This is a genomic window from Pseudoxanthomonas suwonensis, assembly GCF_010093235.1.
Taxonomy (GTDB): domain Bacteria; phylum Pseudomonadota; class Gammaproteobacteria; order Xanthomonadales; family Xanthomonadaceae; genus Pseudoxanthomonas; species Pseudoxanthomonas suwonensis.
Genome location: NZ_PDWP01000013.1, coordinates 69687 through 92836 on the forward strand (window position 1 = coordinate 69687; position 23150 = coordinate 92836).

The window sequence follows — 23150 nt, forward strand, 5'->3', positions numbered from 1 at the left end:
GGTTCAGCGCCGCAAAAGCTCGAATTCGAACCGCGCCAGGTCGGCCGGCGTGGTGACCTTGAAGTTGTCCTCGCGGCCTTCCACCAGCAGCGGGCGCAGGCCCTGGCGCTCGAAGGCCATGGCCTCGTCGGTGACTTCCACGCCCTCGGCCGCGGCCGCCTCCAGCGCGCGGGTCAGCTGCAGGCGGCGGAACAGCTGCGGGGTCAGCGCGCGCCAGAGGCGCTCGCGCGGCTCGGTGCGGTCGATGCCGCCGTCGTCGCCGGCGCGCTTGAGGGTGTCGCGCACCGGCGCGGCCAGGATCGCGCCCACCGGATCGGCACGGCCGCGCTCCAGCAGCCGGTCCAGGTCGTCCAGCGCCAGGTTGGGCCGGGCGGCGTCGTGGACCAGGACGAAATCGTCGGGCCGCACGGATTCGGGCAGCGCCTGCAGCGCGGCCAGCACCGAGGCGGCGCGGCTGTCGCCGCCGGTGCAGGCCAGCAGCGGCTTGCCGCGGTACTCGTGCCAGCCGGGCCAGCGCGGATCATCGCCGGACAGGGCCAGCACCACTCCGGCCACGGCTGGGTGCGCCAGCAGGGCATCCAGCGTGTGCACCAGCAGCGGCTTGCCGCCCACTTCCAGGTACTGCTTGGGGACCTCGCCGCCGAAACGGGTGCCACGTCCCGCCGCCGGGACCACGGCCCAGATGCTGCCCATCAATCCTCCTCCGGCGGCTGGACCGGCCGGGGCAGCGTGCGCTGCGGCTGGTCCTCGACCACCCGGTAGAACACCTCGCCCGGCTTGATCATGCCCAGCTCGCTGCGCGCACGTTCCTCCACCGCGGCCACGCCCTCCTTGAGGTCGCGCACTTCCGCGGCCAGCGCGGCATTGCGTTCCTCCAGGCCGGCGTTCTCGCGGCGCTGGGCTTCGACCTGCGCCGCGAGTGCGGTGACCTCGCCCGCGTTGCCGATGCCGAACCAGAGCCTGTACTGCAGCCATCCCAGCAGGATGAGCAGGCCCAGGAGCACCCAGCGCAGCACGGGCGATCCTCGCTCAGCGCTTCAGCGAGACAAAGGCGTCGCGGCCGGCGTAGCGGGCCGAGCCGCCCAGCGCTTCCTCGATGCGCAGCAGCTGGTTGTACTTGGCCACCCGGTCGCTGCGGCACAGCGAGCCGGTCTTGATCTGGGTCGCGGTGGTGGCCACGGCGATGTCCGAGATCGTGGTGTCCTCGGTCTCGCCGGAGCGGTGCGACACGATCGAGGCGTAGTTGGCCTTGTGCGCCATGGCGATGGCGTCCAGGGTCTCGCTGAGCGTGCCGATCTGGTTGACTTTGATCAGGATCGCGTTGGCGGTACCCGAGTCGATGCCCTGCTTGAGGATCTTCGGGTTGGTCACGAACAGGTCGTCGCCGACCAGCTGCACCTTGCTGCCGACGCGCTCGGTCAGCAGCTTCCAGCCGGCCCAGTCGTCCTCGGCCAGGCCGTCCTCGATGGTGATGATCGGGTACTGCGCGACCCAGTCGGCCAGGAAGTCGACGAACTGCTCGGAGGACAGGCGCTTGTTCTCGCCCACCAGATGGTACTTGCCGTTGTCGTAGAACTCGCTGGAAGCCACGTCCAGGCCCAGCAGCACGTCCTCGCCGGCCTTGTAGCCGGCCTTGCCGATCGCCTCGAGGATGGTGTCCAGGGCCTCGACGTTGCTGCGGAAGTCCGGGGCGAAGCCGCCCTCGTCGCCGACCGCGGTGCTCAGGCCGTGGCCCTTCAGCACCGCCTTCAGCGAATGGAAGATCTCGGTGCCGGCGCGCAGGGCCTCGGAGAAGGAGGCGGCGCCGACCGGCAGGATCATGAACTCCTGGAAGTCGACGTTGTTGTCGGCGTGCGCACCGCCGTTGATGATGTTCATCATCGGCACCGGCCGCGACACGTTCGCCTCGGTGATGGTGGAGATGTACTGCCACAGCGGCTGCTTCTTCGAGGCGGCCACGGCGTGGGCGGCCGCCAGCGAAACGCCCAGCAGCGCGTTGGCGCCCAGGCGGCCCTTGTTCTCGGTGCCGTCCAGGTCGATCAGTCGGCGGTCCAGGCCCTGCTGGTCGGCGGCGTCGAAGCCGGCCAGGGCCTCGGCGATGGCGCCGTTGACGTTGGACACCGCGTTCTTCACGCCCTTGCCCAGGTAGCGGGTCTTGTCGCCGTCGCGCAGCTCCACCGCTTCCTTGGTGCCGGTGGAGGCGCCGGACGGAACCGCGGCGCGGCCGAAGGAACCATCGGCCAGGGTGACCTCGGCCTCCAGGGTGGGGTTGCCGCGGCTGTCGAGGATCTCGCGTGCGTGGATCTTGGCGATGCTGGTCATGGAGATGGCAAGCGTCCGGTGGGTGGAGTCGCCAGGAAGTTTAACGGAGCCCGGACCGTCTTGGCGGCTTTTCCCCCGCAGTTTCCGTCACTTGCACCCGGCGCTTCGTTGCCCCGGAAACGGCTGGCGGCCACGCGACCGCGGACCGGCCGCGATTGCCGGAAAGAAGACGGGCGCCCTTTCCGGGGCGCCCGTCGGTCGTCATCCGCGGGCCGGCAGGCGCCGGCCCCGGGCCTCAGAGCGTCTGCTCGATGAAGCCGTTCTTCTTGGTGATCGAATCCAGCGCCAGCAGGGTTTCCAGCAGCGCCTCCATCTTGCCCAGCGGCCAGGCATTGGGCCCGTCGGACAGGGCCTTGGACGGATCCGGGTGGGTCTCGGCGAACAGGCCGGCCACGCCCACGGCCACGGCGGCGCGCGCCAGCACCGGCACGAACTCGCGCTGGCCGCCGGAGCTGGTGCCCTGGCCGCCTGGCAGCTGCACCGAGTGGGTGGCGTCGAACACCACCGGGCAGCCGGTCTCGCGCATCACGCTCAGCGAGCGCATGTCACTGACCAGGTTGTTGTAGCCGAAGCTGGCGCCGCGTTCGCAGACCAGGATCTGGTCGTTGCCGGTCGACCTGGCCTTCTCCACCACCGGCTTCATGTCCCACGGCGACAGGAACTGGCCCTTCTTGATGTTCACCGGCTTGCCGGCCGAGCAGACCTTCCTGATGAAGTCGGTCTGGCGCACCAGGAAGGCCGGGGTCTGCAGCACGTCGACCACCGAGGCGACCTCGTCCATCGGGGTGTACTCGTGCACGTCGGTCAGCACCGGGACGCCGATCTGCTTCTTCACCTCGGCCAGGACCTTCAGGCCCTCCTCCATGCCCGGGCCGCGGAAGCTCGTGCCGGAGGTGCGGTTGGCCTTGTCGAAGCTGGACTTGAAGATGAAGTTCATCCCCAGCTTGCCGGTGATCTCCTTGAGCTGGCCGGCCACGTCCAGCTGCAGCTGCATCGATTCGATGACGCAGGGGCCGGCGATCAGGAACAGCGGCTGGTCCAGGCCGACTTCGAATCCACACAGTTTCATCGCTTCATTCCTCTCTGGGGCCGCGGGCGCCGCGCGGGCGCAGGTCATCGCGACTGGATCTTGCAGTGGACCACGGTTGCCGCGAAGGCCGCGGCAACCGTCCCGCGGGCATCAGGCCCGCGCTTCCTTCAGCAGCTTGCCGCCGGCCTTCTTCTCGCGCGCGGCGCGGATGAAGCCGACGAACAGCGGATGTCCCTCGCGCGGCGTGGACAGGAACTCCGGGTGCGCCTGGCAGGCCAGGAACCACGGATGCTCGTCGCGCGGCAGCTCGATGACCTCGACCAGGGTGTCGTCCATCGACTTGCCCGCGATCACCAGGCCCGCGTCCTCCAGCTGGGTGCGGTAGCGGTTGTTGAACTCGTAGCGGTGGCGGTGGCGCTCGGCGACCACGTCCTTGCCGTACAGCTCGCGCGCCAGGGTGCCCGGCTTGAGCCGCTGCTCCTGCAGGCCCAGGCGCATGGTGCCGCCCAGGTCGGACTTCTCGTCGCGCTTCTCGACCTCGCCGGTGCTGGTGCGCCACTCGGTGATCAGGCCGATGACCGGGTGCGGGCACTGCTTGTCGTTCTCGGTGCTGTTGGCGCCTTCCAGGCCGGCGCGATGGCGGGCGAAGTCGACCACCGCCGCCTGCATGCCGTAGCAGATGCCGAAATACGGGATGCCATGCTCGCGGGCGTACCTGGACGTCAGGACCTTGCCCTCGAAGCCGCGGTCGCCGAAGCCGCCCGGCACCAGGATGCCGTCGACGTCGCCCAGCAGCTGCTCGGCCGGGGTGCTCTCCACGTCCTGCGACTCCAGCCACTTCAGGTTGACCCGGGTGCGCTGGCGCAGGCCGCCGTGCTTGAGCGCCTCGCCGACCGACTTGTACGCGTCCTTGTGGTCCACGTACTTGCCGACCACGGCGATGGTGACCTCGTCGACCGGGTTGACCGTGGCATCGACCGCGGCCTCCCACTCGTGCAGGTCGGCCGGGCGCGGCGGCTGCAGGCGCAGGCGGTCGACCACCAGCGCGTCCAGGCCCTGGGCGTGCAGCTCGATCGGCAGCTTGTACAGCACGTCCACGTCCTGCACCGAGATGACGGCACGCTCGGGGACGTTGGTGAACAGCGCGATCTTGCGACGCTCGCCGTCCGGCAGCGGCTGCTCGGAACGGCACAGCAGCACGTCCGGCTGGATGCCGATCGAGCGCAGCTCCTTGACCGAGTGCTGGGTCGGCTTGGTCTTCAGCTCGCCGGCGGCGGCGATCCACGGCACCAGGGTCAGGTGCATGAACAGCGCCTTCTCCGGACCGCGCTCGGCGCGGATCTGGCGGATCGCCTCCAGGAACGGCAGCGACTCGATGTCGCCGACCGTGCCGCCGATCTCGACCAGGGCCACGTCGTAGCCCTCGGTGGCCTCGTCGATGCAGCGGCGGATCTCGTCGGTGATGTGCGGGATCACCTGCACGGTCGCGCCGAGGTAGTCGCCGCGGCGCTCCTTGCGGATCACCGCCTCGTAGATCCGGCCGGTGGTGACCGAATTCTTGCGGCTCAGGCGGGTGCGCACGAAGCGCTCGTAGTGGCCCAGGTCCAGGTCGGTCTCGGCACCGTCGTCGGTGACGTAGACCTCGCCGTGCTGGAACGGGCTCATGGTGCCCGGGTCCACGTTGATGTACGGGTCCAGCTTCATCATCGTGACCTTCAGGCCACGGGTCTCGAGGATGGACGCGAGCGAAGCGGCGGCGATGCCCTTGCCAAGCGAGGACACCACGCCGCCGGTAACGAAAATAAGGGGAGTCATCTGGCGGGGCTCCGGAAAGCCGTAGTTTACCGGCTCGACCGCCCAAGCCCAAGCCGCCGCAGGCCCGGCCACCCGCCGGGCTCGGGCGGAAAAGCCCGCCGGACAAGGGCCGGCGGGCCTGGAACAGGTCCTGAATGGCGCCTCAGCGGCGCTCGCGCTCCTGCTCTTCCTCTTCCTCGCGCTGCGGCCTGGCCTTGTTCCGCGGGTCGTTGCCCGAGCGCGCGGCCTCGCGGCGCTGGGCGCGTTCGTTTGCCTCGGCGCTGTCGCGGGCTTCCTGGGCCTTGTGCTCGGCCAGCGCGCGCTGGCGGTCGGGCGGGGCCTGGCGGTCCTGGGCCAGCACCGGGATGGCGATGGCGACGGCGGCCAGGGCGGCCACGGCACTCCAGATCAGGCGTCGGTTCATGTCAGCTCCTCCGCTGCAGGGTCCTCAGCCGGCGCCCCGGGGGAGGCGGCCGGCGCGGCCTGGGCCGCGTGTCCCTTATACGTCCGCCGGGCCTGCGCCCCCCTGAACAGGGGGCGCGGACACGACCGGGGGTGCAAAAACGGGAGCCAGGCCGCACACTTGCGCGTCATTTTCCGCGTCACCCGAAGGTTCCATGAGCAGCCGCTACAACGCCGCCGACATCGAAGTCCTGTCAGGCCTGGACCCGGTCAAGCGCCGGCCCGGCATGTACACCGACACCTCGCGTCCCAACCACCTGGCGCAGGAGGTGATCGACAACGCGGTGGACGAGGCGCTGGCCGGCCATGCGCGCTCGGTCGAGGTCACCCTGTACCGCGACGGCAGCTGCGAGGTGTCCGACGACGGCCGCGGCATGCCGGTGGACATCCACCCCGAGGAGAAGATCCCGGGCGTGGAACTGATCCTTCCCCGCCTGCACGCGGGCGGCAAGTTCAGCAACAAGAACTACACCTTCTCCGGTGGCCTGCACGGCGTGGGCGTGAGCGTGGTCAACGCCCTGTCCACCCTGGTCGAGGTGCACATCAAGCGCGAGGGCGCCGAGCACCGCATCACCTTCCGCGACGGCAACCGCGCCACCCCGCTGGAAGTGGTCGGCACGGTCGGCAGGAAGAACACCGGTACCCGCGTGCGCTTCTGGCCGGATCCGAAGTACTTCGACAGCCCGAAGATCAACGTCCGCGCCCTGCGCCACCTGCTGCGGGCCAAGGCCGTGCTGTGCCCGGGCCTGACCGTGACCCTGTTCGACGAGGCCTCCGGCGAGCGCGACACCTGGCACTACGAGGACGGCCTGCGCGACTACCTGAAGGGCGAGCTGGCCGGCCGCGAGATGCTGCCGCCGGACCTGTTCAGCGGCTCGCTGAAGAAGGAGACCGAGGTGGTGGACTGGGCCGTGGCCTGGATCCCGGAAGGCGAGCTGGTGCAGGAAAGCTACGTCAACCTGATCCCGACCGCCCAGCACGGCACCCATGTCAACGGCCTGCGTACCGGACTGACCGACGCGCTGCGCGAGTTCTGCGACTTCCGCAACCTGCTGCCGCGCGGCGTCAAGCTGGCGCCGGAGGACGTGTGGGATCGCGTGGCCTTCGTGCTGTCGCTGAAGATGAGCGACCCGCAGTTCAGTGGCCAGACCAAGGAGCGCCTGTCCTCGCGCCAGGCCGCCGGCTTCATCGAAGGCGCCGCGCACGATGCCTTCAGCCTGTGGCTCAACCAGAACGTGGAGATGGGCGAGAAGATCGCCCAGATCGCGATCGACCGCGCCAGCGCGCGCCTGAAGACCGAGAAGCAGGTGACCCGCAAGAAGGTCACCCAGGGGCCCGCCCTGCCCGGCAAGCTGGCCGACTGCATCAGCCAGGACCTGTCGCGTACCGAGCTGTTCCTGGTGGAGGGCGACTCGGCCGGCGGCAGCGCCAAGCAGGCCCGCGACAAGGACTTCCAGGCCATCCTTCCGCTGCGCGGCAAGATCCTCAACACCTGGGAAGTGGCCTCCGGCAGCGTGTTGGCCTCGCAGGAAGTGCACGACCTGGCCGTGGCCATCGGCTGCGATCCGGGCAAGGACGACCTCACCGGCCTGCGCTACGGCAAGGTCGTGATCCTGGCCGACGCCGACTCCGACGGCCTGCATATCGCCACCCTGCTGTCGGCGCTGTTCCTGCGCCACTTCCCCGCCCTGGTCGCCGCCGGCCACGTGTTCGTGGCCATGCCGCCGCTGTTCCGCGTGGACGTGGGCAAGCAGGTGTTCTACGCCCTGGACGAGGAAGAGAAGCGCCTGCTGCTGGAGAAGATCGCCCGCGAGAAGATCAAGGGCCAGGTCAGCGTGACCCGCTTCAAGGGCCTCGGCGAGATGAACCCGCAGCAGCTGCGCGAGTCCACCATCCACCCCGACACCCGCCGCCTGGTGCAACTGACCGTCGACGACGGCGAGCAGACCCGCGCCCTGATGGACATGCTGCTGGCGAAGAAGCGGGCAAGCGATCGCAAGGCGTGGCTGGAGACGAAGGGCGACCTGGCTTCGCTGGAAGTCTGAAGGGCCGGGATTCGGGATTCGGGATTCGGGATTCGCGGAAACGTAGCCCGGATAAGCGAAGCGCATCCGGGATGTGTACCGGGATGCGACCCGGGCTCCCGACCGGACGACGCGCTGGCTGGGCCGTAGCGACGGCTCACGCGCCGTCGCGCTCCGAGGACGCGGCTACGGCCGCTCCACCAGCTTCCACACCAGTACCGTGCCGTCGCGACGGTCGGGGCGCGTACCCGGCCGGTCGGCGGCATAGGGTTCGCCGCTGCCGGGCAGGTTGCCCAGTCGCGTAGCCCGGATAAGCGAAGCGCATCCGGGGATGTGCACGCGGCTGCAGCCCTCCGGATCTGGCCCTTGCCCCTGGCCGGGCTGCGCCCCTGCCGTGGCCGCGGCTACGGCTCTTCCACCGCCCCCCACGCCAGCACCGTGCCGTCGCGACGGTCGGGCCGCGTACCCGGCCGGTCGGCGGCATACGGTTCACCGCTGCCGGGCAGGATGCCCAGGTAGCGATGGGTCTTCATCGAAAGCAGCATGAACTGGCCTCGCAGCAGGTCCTGCCACATGAACCGGCTGTCCACCGGATGCTCGGGCAGCAGGCGCACGTCGGCGGACAGGCCGATGCCGACCACGGTGAGGAAGCCGCTGCCGTCCATCGCTTCCAGCGCCACCTGGCCATTGCCGCGGTCGTGCACGCGGAAACGCGCGGCCGGCGAGCTCGCCTTCTCGTCGCCGGCGGCCACCGGCTGCACCACGCCCAGCGGATGCACGGTGGCCACGCTGCCGTCCCCCAGGTTCCGCAGCTTCACGACCTTTCCAAGAGGGATATTGCGCGAGCGGTCGGCCAGCGGCTCCGCCAGGTCGAAGCGGTCGAAGTCGGCGTATCCGCCCTCGCGGCCGGCGCCGTTGTAGGCGAACAGCGCGTAGCGGGAGCCCTGGAAGGTTTTGAGCTGGTACGGCAACCGCACCGGTTCGCCGATGTCGTGGAACTGCCGTCCGTCGGTGCTCCAGGAAAACCACGCCAGGTCCTCGTCGTGGTCGCCACGCACGCGCAGGTGCACGCGCGCCTTCGGCAGCGGCACCTCGACCCGGCGATCCCCGGCCTGCGAATACCAGCGCAGCAGGCGCTGGCCATCCTCCTGCACTACGGCCAGCCACGCCGCCGGCATGTTCAGCAGGCCAAGCCCGGCCAGATCACCCGGCTGCAGCCCCGACGCATCCAGCACCACGGTCGCCGTGGCTTCCGGCCCCACCACCCGCTGGGTCAGCGTATTGCGGGCACGCAGGAAGCCTTCGGCCGGCAGCGCATGCAGGCGCAGGTAGCCGCGGCGCTCGCGCAGCGACCACTTGCCGTCCAGCGGCTGGTGGTTCCACTGCCAGACCGGCAGCAGCTGCGCCGCGGAGAAGTCGTCGCCGCGCACATAGGGCGCATGCGGCCGCACGTCGGCGCCGACCTGCGGCCTGGCCCATGTCCGCGGCGAACGCCCGAGGTTGCCCGCCAGGCCGAAGTACGGCCAGCCCTGGGGCCAGGTCACCGGCGACAGGAAGGTGGTCCGGCCGATGGACTTGAGGTCCATCATCGAGAATCCCCACCAGCTGCCGTCCGGCGCCTGGACGATGCCGCCCTGGTGCAGGGGCACCGCGCCCAGCTCGTTGTCGCCGGGCTTGTGCGATGAGAACGCGGCTCCGTCGGCCGGGATCGGCGAGCGCTGGCCTACGCTGTCCTCCCACCAGCCACGCTGGAAACCCATGCTCTCGCTGGCGCTGATCGCCACCGTCTCCCACGGACCGTCGAGGCTGTCGGCGCGTGCGGCCTGCATGCGCCCGACCGGGGCGTAGTTGGCGCTGATGATGTAGTAGCGCCCATCCACCTTGTAGAAATGGTGGCCCTCGCCCATGCCATTGCCGGCCGGGATCAGCACCCGCTCGCTGCCCTCGACCACGCCCGACAGGTCCGGCTTGAGTTCGACCAGCCGCACCTCGTTGTAGTTGAACACCGCCCAGACCCGGCCGTCGTCGTCGAACAGCACCGACAGGTCGTGCAGGTTGCGGTCCATCACCGTATGCTTCCACGGCCCCGCGGGGTCCTCCGCGGTGAACACATGCAGCCCGCGCCCGTTGATGTTGGCGAAGATATGGAAACGGCCGTCGTGGTGGCGCAGCACCGGGGCCCAGATGCCCTGGCCGTACATGTCCTTGCCTTCCTCCAGCCGGTACTCGGGCCCTTCAGGGAACGAAGGCATGGCGTAGGACACGAACTCCCAGTTCACCAGGTCGCGCGAACGCAGCACCGGCAGGCCCGGCACCGCGTGCATGGTGGTGCCGGTCATGTAGAACCAGTCGCCGACCCGGATCATGTCCGGATCGGAGAACTCGTCGTAGAAGATCGGGTTCGTGTAGGTGCCATTGCCGTTGTCGGCGGACCAGGTGGCCGTCGCAGCGAAGGCCGGGGCGCCACCTGCCAGCAGGGGCAGCAGCAGGAGAAGTCGCGCGAACACCATGGGTCACCTCCGGCGCGGCGCGACATCCGCGCCGCCACGCTCAATCCAGCTGCAACACGAATCCACCGGCAGCCGGCAGCTCCAGTTCCAGCGGCCTGCCGGGCGCGAACTCCACCCGCCGCCGGGCGAAGCCCGGCACATCGCCGCCATCGGTGATCAGGAGCCCGCTCTGCACGCCGCCGCCGAGGCTCCCGGCGTCGAGCCTGACCTTGCGCGGCCCCGGCCCGGCATTGATGCCGCCCACGAACCAGTGCCCGCCGCCCTGGCGCGCGAACACCGCGTACTGGCCGGGATAGCCGTCAAGGAAACGGCTTTCGTCCCACACCTCCGGCAAGCCGGCGAGGAAATCGCGCACGTAGCCGGGCACCTGCTCCATGCCCTCGGCGGTCTCGGCGTAATGCTGGATCCCTGAGACGAACAGCACCGACTGCGCCAGTTCGAACGCGGGGCTGGTGCGACGCTGCACGCGGTCGTTGAGCCTGACCATCGCCAGCGGGGTGAAGTCCATCGGATCGAACACGTTGCGCGTGAACGGCAGGGTCGCCGCATGCACTGGTACGCGGTCGGCATTGGCCTGCTCGAAAGTGGCGAACTCGAGCCCGCGCACCGCCTCCATGGTCTGCAGGTGCGGCCAGGTACGCTGCCAGCCGCGCGGCAGGGTCGAGCCGTGGACGTTCATCTGGAAGCCATAGGGCGCCGAGTCGGCCAGCAGGTCCAGGTAGTAAGCGATCATCGAGGAGCCATCGCCGCCGAAGAAATCCACCTTCAGGCCGGCCACGCCCATCGCCTTCAGCTTCCCGAACTCGCGCGCGCGGCTGGCATGGTCCAGCAGCTTGCTGCGCGGGGTCTGCGGCGCCTGGTTCCAGTCGCCGGCCGAGTTGTACCAGACCAGCACCGAGACGCCCTTGCCGCGCGCGTACTCGATGAGTTCGCGCATCTTCGGCTCGCCGATCTGGGTGTCCCATAGCGCATCAACCAGGGTGTAGCGCCAGCCCATGCGCGCGGCGTAGTCGACGAACTGCTTCTGCACCTCGAACACGGTGGATTCGTCGCCCAGCAGCGGCCAGCTCCACGAGGCCTTGCCCGGCACCGACGGCGCGGCCACCACCGGCGGGTCGGCCAGGTCGGTGCCGAGGGTGGAATCGGCCACGGTGGCCAGGTCGCCCACCGCGACGATGCGCCACGGCGATCGCCACGGGAACGTGTCGATCCACGGCAGTGCCGGCCCACCCGGCAGCGCCTCGCGTTCGTCGGGGAAGCCGAGCAGGTACTCACCCCGGGTCGCACCATCGAGCAGCCTGCTGCCGGCATCGCCGCGTCGCAGGCTGCCCTCGCTCAGCAGGATCCAGTCGCCGCCGCTGCGGAACAGCGCCGGAAACACCCAGCCATGGCCCATCGGCGCCGGCGTTCCGACCGGCACGTCCTGCAGGTAGTACTCCTCGTACGAGGGATTGGTGCGACCGAAGCCGGTCTTGGGCTCGGCCAGCGGCTGCAGCCAGGCATGGGTATCCGCCGACAGGCGGAAGGTCGCGGCATCGCGCTTCCAGGTTTCCAGGCCGGGAACGGCGCGCGCCAGCTCGTAGCGGAAGGCGGCCCCATCGTTCGACACCTGCCAGGCCACGGCCAGTTCGTGCCCCTGCCTATCCTTCCAGCGGAACACGCGCCGGTTGGCGCGGTACTGGTTGTGGCGGCGCTTGCCGGACAGCAGCTCATAGTCGTCGACCACCGGCTGCACCGGGTCAACGCCGGCGAGGGCCAGGCCACGCGACAGGTCCGCGCCCTCTCCCACCATGCCCAGCGGCGATGGCGCGATCACCTCGCGCCCCTGGCGCAGCAGGCGCCAGGTGGGACGGCCGGCATCGTCCAGCGCCATCTCCACCCGCAGGTTGCCGTCGGGACTGGCAACCTCGCCCAGCGCCGGCGTCGCCGCCTGCAGCGGCAGCCATGCGCCAAGCAAGGCCAGTGACGCCAGCGCTCGAAACGCACGCATGCGAAGGAACATCTCAACCATGACCGCCTCCACTCGTGGGGCTGCGCCGCGCCAGCAGGCGCTGCAGCAGGCAGAACGCCAGCAGCAGCACGCCGATCGCGATGCGCGTCCACCACGAGCTCAGGGTGCCGTCGAACACGATCAGGGTCTGGATCAGGCCCAGCACCAGCACGCCGAACAGCGTGCCCAGCACGTAGCCGCTGCCGCCGGCCAGCAGCGTGCCGCCAATGACGACCGCGGCGATCGCGTCCAGCTCCAGGCCCATGCCGTGCAGGCTGTAGCCGCTGAGCATGTAGAACGTGTAGACCACGCCGGCCAGTGCCGAGCAGAAGCCGCTCAGCGCGTAGACCTTGATCAGGGTGGCATCCACCGGCAGGCCCATCAGCGCCGCCGACTGCTCGCTGCCGCCAATGGCGTACACCGTGCGCCCGAAGCGGGTCGAGCCGGCGAGGACCACGCCTGCCACGACCACCGCGATCGCCAGCAGCGCCGCCACCGACAACGAGGCGCCTCCACCCAGCGGTACGCGCATGCTCGCCAGCTCCACGTGGAAGGCATGGCTGATGCCGATCGAATCCACGCTCACCAGCGTCGCCGCCCCGCGCGCGAGGAACATGCCGGCGAGCGTGACCACGAACGGCTGCAGGCGGTAGCGTTCGATCAGCACGCCCATCAGTGCGCCGAAGCCGGTGCCGATCGCCAGCACCAGCGGGATCGCCGCCAGCGGGTGCCAGCCGTGCTTCTCCACCAGGCTGGCCAGCAGCACCGTGGTGAACGCCACCACCGCGCCGACCGACAGGTCGATGCCACCGGTGAGGATCACGAAGGTCATGCCGACCGCGACGATCAGCAGGAAGGCGTTGTCGATCAGCAGGTTCAGGAACACCTGCGGCGACAGGAAGCCTTCGTAGAGGATGCCACCGGCCGCGGACATGGCCACGAACAGGGCCAGGGTCACCACCAGGGAGAGAAGTCCCGGGTCGCGCAGGCGGCGCAGCAGGTGGCCGGGGCGCGGCGCGCGCATCGCGACGCTCATGCCCGCGCCTCCCGGCGCGTGAACAGCACCTTCGCCTTGGCCCGGAACTGCGGCGACTGCAACAGCAGGACCGCGGTCACCAGCAGCGCCTTGACCACCAGGTTGACCTGCGGCGGCACGCCGATGGCGTAGATGGTGGTGGTCAGGGTCTGGATGATCAGCGCACCCAGCAGGCTGCCTGCGAGGCTGAAGCGTCCGCCCGACAGCGCGCTGCCGCCCAGGGCCACGGCCAGGATCGCGTCCAGTTCCAGCAGCTGGCCGGCGTTGTTGGCGTCGGCGCTGGCCACGTTGGAGCTGACCAGCAGGCCGGCCAGGCCGGCGGTGAAGCTGCAGAACACATACAGCGACAGGGCAATCGCGCGGGCGCGGATGCCGGCCACATGCGCGGCCGAGGGGTTATGCCCGATGGCGCGCACGAACAGGCCCAGCGCGGTGCGGTCCAGCAGCAGCTTCACCCCGACGAACACCACCGCCAGCACGAACACCGAGAACGGCAGGCCCAGCAGGAAGCCCTTGCCCAGGAACGCGTACGGCGCGTAGTAGATGGTCAGGATCTGGCCGTCGCCAATGAGCTGGGCCACGCCGCGCCCGGCCACCATCAGGATCAGGGTGGCGATGATCGGCTGCATCCCGACCTTCACCACCAGCACGCCGTTCCACAGCCCGCACAGCGCGGCCACCGCCAGCGCCGCGGCGATCGCGCCGAACAGCGGCGCCAGCCCTTCGCTGCCGGCGGCCTGCATCCGCGCGATCGTCCAGGCCGCGACCGTGGCGCTGATCGCCAGCACCGCGCCCACCGAGATGTCCAGGCCGCGCACCGCGATCACCAGGGTCATCCCCAGCGAAACCAGCGCAAGCGGAGCCGCGCGGTTGGCGATGTCGACGAGGTTTCCGTACAGGTGCCCGTCGCGCCACTGCAGGGCCAGGAACCCGGGATTGAACAGCGCATTGCCCAGCAGCAGCATGACCAGGGCCAGGGCCGGCCACAGCAGCGGATGGGCGAGCAGGCGCTCGCGCAGGCCCGTGGCCGTCGCCTCGGGCCGCGGCTGCGTCGGTTGCACCAGGGGAGCCTGTTCCTCGCTCATGCGTGCCCCGCGATCAGGTCCAGCACCTGGTCGCCCTCGGCGCCGCCCTCGAGTTCGCCGGCCTGGCGCCGCCCGCGCAGCACCGCGAGGCGGTCGCCCAGCCGGGTCAGCCCCTCGATCTCGGCGGAAATGAACAGCACCGCCATGCCCTGCCGCGCCAGCTTCACCACCTCGGCCATGATCTCCTGCTTGGCGGCGATATCGATGCCGCGGGTCGGTTCGTCCAGAATCAGCAGTTTCGGCTGGGTCGCCAGCCAGCGCGCCAGCACCACCTTCTGCTGGTTGCCGCCGGACAGCGCGCCCACGGGCGTCTCGATGTCGGCGGTCTTGATGCCCAGCAGCTGCACGAATTCGCGTGCCAGCTGCTCCTGCCTGGCCTGCGGCAGCGCGCGCCACCAGCCGCGCCGCGCCTGCAGCGCCAGCACGATGTTCTCGCGTACCGACAGCCCGGCGACGATGCCTTCGGTCTTGCGCTCCTCCGGGCACAGTGCCATGCCGCGCGCCACTGCCTCGGCCGGATGCCTGAGCTGCACCGCCTCGCCACCGATGCGCAGCTGCCCGGCATCGGCGCGGTCCAGGCCGAACAGCAGCCGCGCCAGCTCGGTGCGCCCGGAGCCGAGCAGTCCGCCCAGGCCCAGTACCTCGCCGGCACGCAGCTGCAGGTCCACCGGATGCAGGGCGCCGCGCCGGGCCCGCCCCTGCGCCTCGACCACGACCTCGCCCACCTGCACGGATTCACCGGGTTCTCGTCCGCCGGCCAGCGCGACCTCGCGCCCGACCATCGCCGATACCAGCGCGCCCTGCGGCAGTTCCCCGGCCGGGTACTCGCCGACCAGGCTGCCGTTGCGCAGCACGGTGATGCGGTCGGAGACCGCGTAGACCTGGTCCAGGAAGTGGGTGACGAACAGGATCGCCATGCCCTCGTCGCGCAGGCGACGCATCACCGCGAACAGCGCCTGAACCTCGTCCTCGTCCAGGCTCGAGGTCGGCTCGTCCAGCACCAGCACTTTGGCCTGCACGCCCAGCGCGCGGGCGATGGCCACCATCTGCTGCACCGCCACCGGGTAGCCGCCCAGGCTGCGGTCGACGTCCATGTCGAGCCCGAGCCGCGCCAGCAGTTCGCGCGCGCCGGCGCGCACCTTCGGCCAGTCGATGAGACCGGTCCAGCGCCGCTTCGGATAGCGCCCGGCGAACAGGTTCTCGGCCACCGACAGGTTCGGGCACAGGTTCACTTCCTGGTACACCGTACTGATGCCCAGTGCCTGCGCCTCCAGCGGGGTGGAGGGCGCTACCCGGCGTCCTTCCAGCTCGATGCTGCCGGCATCCGGACGCTCCACGCCGGTGACCAGCTTGATCAGGGTGGACTTGCCGGCGCCGTTCTGCCCCATCAGCGCGTGGATCTCGCCGGCGCGCAGCACCAGTCCGGCGCCGTCCAGCGCCACCGTTCCGCCAAAACGCTTGCGCAGGCCGGAAGCCCGCAGCACCACGGGCTTCACGCGGCACCCTCCCTGCGGCAGGCGCCGTCGCGTGGCTGCATGGAAGTCCCGGCCGTCGGCATCAGTACTTGCGGTTCGGCAGTTCGGCGGCCGCTTGGTCCATGGTGTATACGCCCTCCTCCACCACGACCCGCTTGGGCACCTCGCGCCCGGCGTGGACGTCGCGGATCAGCTGCGCCAGCTGTTCGCCCAGCAGCGGGTTGCACTCCACCGTGGCGTTGAGCTTGCCGGCCTTCATCGCCTCGAACGCGCCGCGCACGCCGTCGATGGAGACGATGCGGATGTCGCTGCCCGGCTTGAGCCCGGCTTCCTCGATGGCCTGGATCGCGCCGATGGCCATGTCGTCGTTGTGCGCGAACAGCACGTCGATGCGCCCGGCCTCGGCCTTGAGGAACGCCTCCATCACTTCCTTGCCCCTGGCCCGGGTGAAGTCGCCGCTCTGCGAGCGCACGATCTGGAAGCGGCTGTCGCCCTCGATCACTTCCTTGAAGCCGCGCATGCGGTCGTTGGCCGGGGCCGAACCCACCGTGCCCTGCAGCTCGACGATGCGGATCGGGCCGGCCTTGCCCTCGCTGTCCCCGATCAGCCAGCGCGCGGCGCGGCGACCTTCCTCGACGAAATCGGAGCCGATGAAGGTCGCGTACAGCGAATCGTCGGAGACATCGACCGCGCGGTCGGTCAGCACCACCGGGATGCCGGCGGCCTTGGCCTCGCGCAGCACGGTCTCCCAGCCGGATTCGACCACCGGCGAGAACGCGATCACGTCCACGCGCTGGGCGATGAACGAGCGCAGCGCCTTGATCTGGTTCTCCTGCTTCTGCTGCGCATCGGAGAAGCGCAGGCGGAACTCCGGCGCGGCCAGGGCTTCCTTGACCGAGCGGGTATTGGCGGTGCGCCACTCGCTCTCGGCGCCGACCTGGCTGAAGCCGACCGTGATCGGCTGGCCCTCGCCGCCCGCGCCTTCGCCACCACCGCCGGAACAGCCGGCCAGTGCCATGGCGCCCAGCGCCAGCAACCCGAACACGAACTTCCTCATCGCTCCCTCCCGATCGATTCGTTGTGTTTCCGCTGCCGCGACCCCGGGTCGCGGCGGGCCGCGCATGCCCTCCAGCAGGCGTGGCCGCGGTGGCCTTCAGGCCGATGTATAGGCGGTCTTGACCGTGGGGTAGAACTCCGCCGCGTAGCGGCCCTGCTCGCGCGGACCATAACTTGAAGCCTTGCGCCCGCCAAACGGCACGTGCGGATCCACCCCGGCGGTGGGCAGGTTGACCATCACCATGCCCGCCTGGGCATGGCGCTTGAAGTGGGTGGCGTGTTTCAGCGAGGTGGTGCAGATGCCCGCGCAGAGGCCGAACTCGGTGTCGTTGGCCAGGGACAGGGCATGCTCGTAGTCGGAGGCGCGCAACAGCGCCGCCACCGGGCCGAAGATCTCATCGCGCGAGATGCGGTCGCTGGCGCGCGCGGCGAACAGGGTCGGCGCCAGGAAGTGGCCGCGGGTGGCGCAATCGACCCGGCCGCCACCGGCCAGCAGTTCGGCCCCGTCCTCGTTCCCGGCGCGGATGTAGCCCAGGTCGGTATCCAGCTGCGCCTGGCTCGCTACCGGGCCGATGTGCACCTGCGGGTCCAGCGGGTCGCCCACCCGCAACTGGGCCATGCGCGCCTGCATCCTGACCACGAACTCGTCGTACACCGGCGCCTCGACGATCAGCCGGCTGGATGCGGTGCAGCGCTGGCCGGTGGAGAAGAACGCGCCGTTGACCGCGCATTCCACCGCCTTGTCCAGGTCGGCGTCGGCCAGCACCACCAGCGGGTTCTTGCCGCCCATCTCCATCTGCACCTTCAGCGCCCGCCCTGCGGCCTGCTCCAGCAGGGCGCGGCCGGTGGGCACCGAGCCGGTGAAGGTCAGTGCGTCCAGCCTGGGATGCGAGACCAGGGCCTGGCCCACGGTGCGACCGCTGCCCAGGACCATGTTGAACACGCCTTCCGGCAGCCCGGCGCGCGAGAGGATCTCGGCCAGCGCCCAGGCGCAGCCAGGCACGATCTCGGCCGGCTTGAACACCACGGTATTGCCGAAGGCCAGCGCCGGGGCGATCTTCCACGCCGGGATCGCCAGCGGGAAGTTCCACGGCGCGATGATGCCCACCGTGCCCACCGGCTCGCGGGTGATCTCCACGTCCACGCCCGGGCGGGTCGAGGCCAGCTTCTCGCCGGGGATGCGCAGCGCCTCGCCGGCGAAGAACTTGAAGATCTGTCCGGCACGGGCGGCCTCGCCGATGCTCTCGGCCAGGGTCTTCCCCTCCTCGCGCGCCAGCAGCCGCCCAAGCTCCTCCTTGCGGGCGAGGATCTCGCTGCCGACGAAGTCGAGGATGTCGGCGCGCTGCTGCGGATTGCCAAGCGACCCCGCCGGCAGCGCCGCGGCGGCCGCGTCCACCGCCTGGCCCACGGTCGCCGCATCCACCACGCCGTAATGGCCGACCGGCATGTCGAGGTTGGCCGGGTTCTCGTCGGCGTGGCTGCCCTCGCCTTCCACCCACTGGCCGGCGATGTAGCTGGAGTAACGCGCTTCGCTCACATGCTGCTCCTGTCCGCCCGGCGCGCTCACAGCGCGCGCACGCCGCCGGGCGCGAATCCGCCGGGCACGACCTGCAGAGGATTGGCCAGCGGCGCGCCCAGTTCGGGAATCGCGATCTCGAACACGTCGCCCGGCTGCGCACGCACGCCGTCGGCGAAGCTCAGGGTCGCGGTGCCGAAGAAGTGCAGGTGCACGTCGCCCGGGCGCCGGTGCGCGGCGTACTTGAAGTGGTGGTATTCGAGGTTCTCCAGCGAGTGGCACATGTTGGCCTCGCCGGTGAGGAAAGGCTTCTCCCACACCACCTCGCCATCGCGGCGCAGGCGGCTGGTACCACGCAGGTCGGCCGGCAGCGGGCCGGTGCGCAGCTCCGGACCCACCGCGCAGGCGCGCAGCTTGGAATGGGCCAGGTAGAGGTAGTTCTGGCGCTCGGTGACGTGGTCGGAGAACTCGTTGCCCAGGGCGAAGCCCAGGCGGTGCGGGGTGCCATCCGGGCCGATCACGTACAGCCCGACCAGCTCCGGCTCCTCGCCGCCGTCCAGGGCGAAGTCCGGCGAGCGCAGCGGCGCACCCGGGGCGACCAGGATCTGGCCGTCGCCCTTGTAGAACCACTCCGGCTGCGCGCCCACGTTGCCCGGCGCCGGGATGCCGCCCTCCACGCCCCACTGGAACATGCGCATGGAGTCGGTCAGGGTGCCGTCCTCGGCCTGCTGCTGCAGTTTCTGGTGCATGGCGTCGCGCGCGGCGGCGCTGCCGAGGTGGGTCAGGCCGGTGCCGGTGACCAGGCAGTGCGCCGGGTCGGGATGGTGCAGCGGGTTCAGCACGCGGCCGTCGCGCAGCAGCTGCGCGTAGTCGAGCGTGGCGGTGCCGGCGGTGGCGGCCGCCTGTGCCTCCAGGCTGCATCCGGCGGCGATCGCGGCGTTGGCCAGGGCCCAGGTCGAGTCCACGCCGTCCAGCATGCGCACCGCCTCGCCTTCGACCACGCCGACGCGGATGTCACCGCCCTCGTCCCGCAGCTGGATCAGTCGCATCGGCCGCCCTCGTCGTGGATGGGGTGGCATGCCGCTTCCGGGAGAGACGGGAGCCTGTGCGCATGCCACCGTCGATTCTGCCGGCTGGATGCATATGCATCCAATGCAAATTCATGCATAACATATATAAACATTCGTATAGACAGGAGTGTCATACGTGCCGCAGAACGTGCCGTGGTTCGTCCGCGCCCGCCTCAAGACCCGGCAGCTGATGCTGCTGATCGCGATCGACGAGGAAGGCAACATCCACCGGGCCGCCGAGACCCTGGCCATGTCGCAGCCGGCCGCATCCAAGCTCCTGAAGGACCTGGAGGACATGCTGGGGGTGTCGCTGTTCGAGCGCCTGCCGCGCGGCATGCGTCCGACCTGGTATGGCGAGACGATGATCCGCCACGCCCGCATCGCCCTGGCCAGCCTGGGCGAGGCCGGCGCGGAGATCGAGGCGCTGCGCGGGGGCTGGGCCGGCAGCGTGGCCATCGGCGCGATCGCCGGCCCGGCGATGAGCCTGCTGCCGGCGACGCTGGCGCGTGTGGCGCGCGAGGCGCCGGAGCTGCGGGTATCGCTGCTGGTGGAGAGCAGCGACGTGCTGCTGGAGCGGCTGCAGCAGAACCGCCTGGATTTCCTGGTCGCGCGCCTGTTCGAGCAGCACGACAAGACCCACCTGCAGTACCAGGCCCTGGCCCAGGAGGAGATCTGCGCGATCGTCCGCCCCGGGCACCCGATCCTCGCCACCGAGCGTCCGGACCTGTCCACCCTGGCGCGTGCCAGCTGGATCGTGCCGCCGGAAGGCAGCGTGCTGCGCCACCGCTTCGAGCTGATGTTCCGCAGCGCCGGGCTGCAGCCGCCGCGCCAGGTGCTGTCCACCACCGCCCTGGTGTTCATCGCCAAGATGCTGCAGGAAAGCGACTACCTGGCGGTGGTCCCGGTGGACGTCGCCCGGCATTACGCCGACCACGGCATGGTGAGGATCCTGCCGGTGCAGCTGTCCTGCCAGATGGACTCGTTCGGCATCATCACCCGCACCGACTGGCTGCTGTCGCCGGGCGCGCGCACGGTGCTGCAGGCCTTGCAGGAGACCGCGGCCGAGGTTTACGGGAAGCCGCTTTAGGGCCCTCTCGCACGCGGCTGGGAGGGCCCGCAGCCCGCAATAGGGCCTGTGACGCAGCAGAGGGGGCATCCGGCGTTGCTGCTCGACCGGCTGCATCCCGGGATCCGATGCGCAGCCCAAAGCCAAGCCCCTGGGTCCTGGCCTGCGCCGCGCGACGGCTCCAGGAAACGTAGCCCGGACAAGGCCGAAGGCCGCATCCGGGTGGGCCGCCCGACCACGCGCAGGCCCCGGGTGCGCTTCGCTCGCCCGGGCTACGAACTGGCGATCGCTTGCCCTCCTCCTGCCAGGGGAAGAGCGCGTCAGGCGTGCGCACACAGCCTGGGCGCCCGGCCCTCTCCCCTGCCCGCCTCCCGACGGGAGAGGGGAAAACAACCGGCTCAATCGTGGAACGGCTCCACCACCACCCGGCGGCCAAGCATGAAGGCGTCGGCCACATGCCGCAGCGGGGCCAGGTCCACGTCCGACTCGCCGGCACGGATCAGCCGGGCGAAGTGGCGGTAAAGCTCCGGGTATTCCTGCTCGGGCCCCGCATGCACCACCGCGCCTTCCACCGCCAGGCGCGAACCGCCATGCGACAGCAGCATCGTCCCGGCATCGGTCCGTGCCTCGATGTCCCAGCTCTGCGGCCCGGTCTGGCGCCAGTCGAACTCGGCCTGCAGGTCCAGGCCCTGCGCATCGGTGAACTGGATCGAGGCGGCGATCGGCGCGGCGCGGTTTCCCGGGAATTCCAGCGTGGCCTCGATGGCGAACACCGGCCGCGGCAGGATCCGGGTGACGATGGACAGCGCATTGATGCCCGGATCGAACACGCCCAGCCCGCCCGGCTCCCAGATCCAGGCCTGGCCCGGATGCCAGTGGCGCACGTCCTCCTTCCAGGTCACCCGCATCGAACGCACGGTGGTGCCGGCCAGGAACGCGCGCGCCGCCTCCACCGCCGGCGCATGCCGCGAATGCCAGCTGGCGAACAGCGTCACCCCCCTGGCACGCGCCTGCGCGGCCAGGTCCTCGACCTCGGACAGTGTGGCACCCGGAGGCTTTTCCAGGAAAACGTGCTTGCCGGCGGCCAGCGCCTTCACCGCGGCCGCGTAGCGGTACTGCGGCGGCATGCACAGCGAGACCGCCTCGATCTCCGGCACCGCCTCCAGCATCTCCTCGATCGTGCCGAAGTTGGCGATGCCATCGACCTTGCCGTTGCGGCTGGCCGCGGCGACCAGGCGGAAGTCGTCGTTGCCTGCCACCGCCGGCAGGTGCTGGTCGCGCACGATCTTGCCGACACCGACGATGGCGAGGTTGATGCTGGGCACGTGGGCTGTCTCCATGGATCGGGCGCGGGCGTGGCCGGCGCGGGTCGGGTATGTGCGGGCGGATCAGGCGGCGGCCAGCGCCGCTTCCACTTCGCTCCACTCGCGCCCGGGACCGGGCGCGGCAAAGCGGTATTCGATGACGCGGCGAAAGACCTCGCCCGGGCGCAGGATCGCATCGGGGAAGCCCGGCCGGTTGGGCGCGTCCGGATAGCCCTGCGGCTCCAGGCACAGGCCGCGGCCCAGGCCCGGATGCTGGCGATCCAGTGCATGCCCGTCGTACAGCTGCAGCGCCGGTGCGTCGCAGTCGATGCGCATGGCGATGCCGCTGTGCGGCGAGTACAGCAGGGCGCAGGTGGTCGCCCCCTCTTCCAGCACCAGGCAATGGTCGTATCCGCCGGCCACGTCGAGCTGCGGGTGGCCGGCGGCGGCAGCGGCGTCGAGCACGCGGGCGGCGCGGAAATCGAACGGCGTGCCCACGGCATCGGCGACCTCGCCCAGCGGGATCAGCTCGCCATCCACCGGCAGGAAGCCGCGGGTCGGCGATTTCAGCCACTGCGCCGAAGCCGGCACCGCCGGATCGCCTGCCAGGTTCCAGTACGGATGATGGGTGGGATTGAATGGCGTGGCCGAGTCGCAGCAGGCTTCCAGCTCCAGGCGCAGGCGCGCGCCATCGATGCTGTAGATGGCGCGCATGTCGAGATTGCCGGGATAGCCCTCCTCGCCGTCCGGCGAGTGGTAGCGCAGTTCCAGCCGATTCCCGCCGTGCGCCCTGACCTGCCACAGCCGCCGGCCGAAGCCGAGCATGCCGCCGTGGAGGTGGTTGCGCCCCTCGTTGGCGCTCAGGTGATGCGTGCGGCCGTCGAGCGCGAACGCGGCGCCGCCGATCCGGTTGCCGAAACGGCCGACCACGATGCCCAGGTAGGACGGATCGGCGAAGTACGCCCGGGCATCGGCCAGACCCAGCACCAACGGCACCGGACCGCCGTGCCCTTCGAACCACAGCCGCGCCAGGATGCCGCCCAGGTCCAGCACCTCGGCACGCAGCGGACCGCCGCCATCCAGCGCGTGCGCATGCACCGCCCTGCCGTCATCGAGTTTGCCGAAGGGCCGCACCTGCGCCATCCGCCTTCCCTTGTCGTGCCGGCCAGGATCCGGCCGCGCGCAGGATAGCGGCCGGCTCCAGCCGCGACCAATGCCGCCGAAGGCATACCGGACGCGTGTTTCGGAATGGCTCGGCGCCACGCCGGGGCGGGTCCCATGCCAGTTCGGGGATGGGTCCGGGGCACAAAATCATTGGCAGGCTATCGCAGGCCTGACTATCCTCCAGACCGCCTGCACCCGGACTCCCACCGACGCCGCGCCCATCGCCTGTGCGTCGTCCGCGTTGCC

General features: G+C 70.3%; 18 protein-coding genes. 2 read left to right on the forward strand and 16 right to left on the reverse strand.

All coding sequences use genetic code 11. From position 1 onward, the window contains the following. Positions 1-3: 3 nt before the first annotated feature. The 6 genes from ispD to CSC68_RS08025 form a co-directional block, all read right to left on the reverse strand. A complete protein-coding gene (gene ispD, locus CSC68_RS08000) occupies positions 4-696 on the reverse strand; it encodes a 2-C-methyl-D-erythritol 4-phosphate cytidylyltransferase (RefSeq protein WP_211365711.1) in 693 nt (230 codons plus the stop codon). Next, positions 693-1016 (reverse strand): cell division protein FtsB, encoded by a 324-nt coding sequence (ftsB, locus tag CSC68_RS08005; protein WP_162203037.1) that lies wholly within the window; start codon positions 1014-1016, stop codon positions 693-695. The genes ispD and ftsB overlap by 4 nt, the downstream gene beginning before the upstream one ends. Positions 1017-1029: 13 nt before the next feature. Continuing rightward, complete coding sequence (gene eno / locus CSC68_RS08010) at positions 1030-2322, reverse strand: phosphopyruvate hydratase (protein ID WP_162203038.1); 1293 nt, start codon at positions 2320-2322, stop codon at positions 1030-1032. 235 nt (positions 2323-2557) lie between these two features. After that, positions 2558-3391, reverse strand: coding sequence for a 3-deoxy-8-phosphooctulonate synthase (kdsA, locus tag CSC68_RS08015; protein WP_162203039.1), 834 nt, complete (start codon positions 3389-3391; stop codon positions 2558-2560). Between the two features lie 111 nt (positions 3392-3502). After that, positions 3503-5167: a CTP synthase gene (gene pyrG, locus CSC68_RS08020; RefSeq protein WP_162203040.1), complete on the reverse strand. Its 1665-nt coding sequence runs from the start codon at positions 5165-5167 to the stop codon at positions 3503-3505. A gap of 142 nt (positions 5168-5309) precedes the next feature. Beyond that, positions 5310-5570 carry a hypothetical protein gene (locus CSC68_RS08025; RefSeq protein ID WP_162203041.1) on the reverse strand — a complete coding sequence of 87 codons (261 nt, stop codon included), beginning with the start codon at positions 5568-5570 and terminating at the stop codon, positions 5310-5312. 193 nt (positions 5571-5763) lie between these two features. Between CSC68_RS08025 and parE the strand changes: the two genes are divergently transcribed. Further along, a complete protein-coding gene (gene parE / locus CSC68_RS08030) occupies positions 5764-7653 on the forward strand; it encodes a DNA topoisomerase IV subunit B (RefSeq protein WP_162203042.1) in 1890 nt (629 codons plus the stop codon). A 383-nt stretch (positions 7654-8036) separates the two neighbouring features. Here the strand turns inward: parE and CSC68_RS08035 are convergent, their stop codons facing one another. From CSC68_RS08035 to araD1, 8 genes are all read right to left on the reverse strand, one after another. Then, positions 8037-10142, reverse strand: coding sequence for a glycoside hydrolase family 43 protein (locus tag CSC68_RS08035; protein ID WP_162203043.1), 2106 nt, complete (start codon positions 10140-10142; stop codon positions 8037-8039). A 40-nt stretch (positions 10143-10182) separates the two neighbouring features. Then, on the reverse strand, positions 10183-12132 hold the full coding sequence (locus CSC68_RS08040) for a glycoside hydrolase family 97 protein (RefSeq protein ID WP_246193487.1): 1950 nt from the start codon (positions 12130-12132) through the stop codon (positions 10183-10185). Between the two features lie 13 nt (positions 12133-12145). After that, positions 12146-13168 (reverse strand): galactofuranose ABC transporter, permease protein YjfF, encoded by a 1023-nt coding sequence (gene yjfF / locus CSC68_RS08045; protein WP_162203045.1) that lies wholly within the window; start codon positions 13166-13168, stop codon positions 12146-12148. Further along, entirely contained in the window at positions 13165-14253 is a 1089-nt protein-coding gene (locus CSC68_RS08050) for an ABC transporter permease (protein ID WP_162203046.1), read from the reverse strand. Before CSC68_RS08050 ends, yjfF begins: the two co-directional genes overlap by 4 nt. Continuing rightward, entirely contained in the window at positions 14250-15749 is a 1500-nt protein-coding gene (locus tag CSC68_RS08055) for a sugar ABC transporter ATP-binding protein (RefSeq protein ID WP_162203047.1), read from the reverse strand. Before CSC68_RS08055 ends, CSC68_RS08050 begins: the two co-directional genes overlap by 4 nt. A gap of 61 nt (positions 15750-15810) precedes the next feature. Then, entirely contained in the window at positions 15811-16785 is a 975-nt protein-coding gene (locus tag CSC68_RS08060) for an ABC transporter substrate-binding protein (protein ID WP_162203048.1), read from the reverse strand. A 96-nt stretch (positions 16786-16881) separates the two neighbouring features. Then, a complete protein-coding gene (locus CSC68_RS08065) occupies positions 16882-18321 on the reverse strand; it encodes an aldehyde dehydrogenase family protein (protein ID WP_162203049.1) in 1440 nt (479 codons plus the stop codon). 26 nt (positions 18322-18347) lie between these two features. Next, complete coding sequence (gene araD1 / locus CSC68_RS08070; protein ID WP_162203050.1) at positions 18348-19349, reverse strand: AraD1 family protein; 1002 nt, start codon at positions 19347-19349, stop codon at positions 18348-18350. 157 nt (positions 19350-19506) lie between these two features. Between araD1 and CSC68_RS08075 the strand changes: the two genes are divergently transcribed. Next, positions 19507-20457 carry a LysR family transcriptional regulator gene (locus CSC68_RS08075; RefSeq protein ID WP_162203051.1) on the forward strand — a complete coding sequence of 317 codons (951 nt, stop codon included), beginning with the start codon at positions 19507-19509 and terminating at the stop codon, positions 20455-20457. Positions 20458-20834: 377 nt separating this feature from the next. On the opposite strand, the gene CSC68_RS08080 is transcribed toward CSC68_RS08075, so the two are convergent. Both CSC68_RS08080 and CSC68_RS08085 read right to left on the reverse strand, forming a co-directional pair. Continuing rightward, on the reverse strand, positions 20835-21776 hold the full coding sequence (locus CSC68_RS08080; RefSeq protein WP_211365712.1) for a Gfo/Idh/MocA family protein: 942 nt from the start codon (positions 21774-21776) through the stop codon (positions 20835-20837). 48 nt (positions 21777-21824) lie between these two features. Next, positions 21825-22883, reverse strand: a complete 1059-nt coding sequence (locus CSC68_RS08085; RefSeq protein ID WP_162203053.1) for an aldose epimerase family protein — start codon at positions 22881-22883, stop codon at positions 21825-21827. Between the last annotated feature and the right edge of the window lie 267 nt (positions 22884-23150).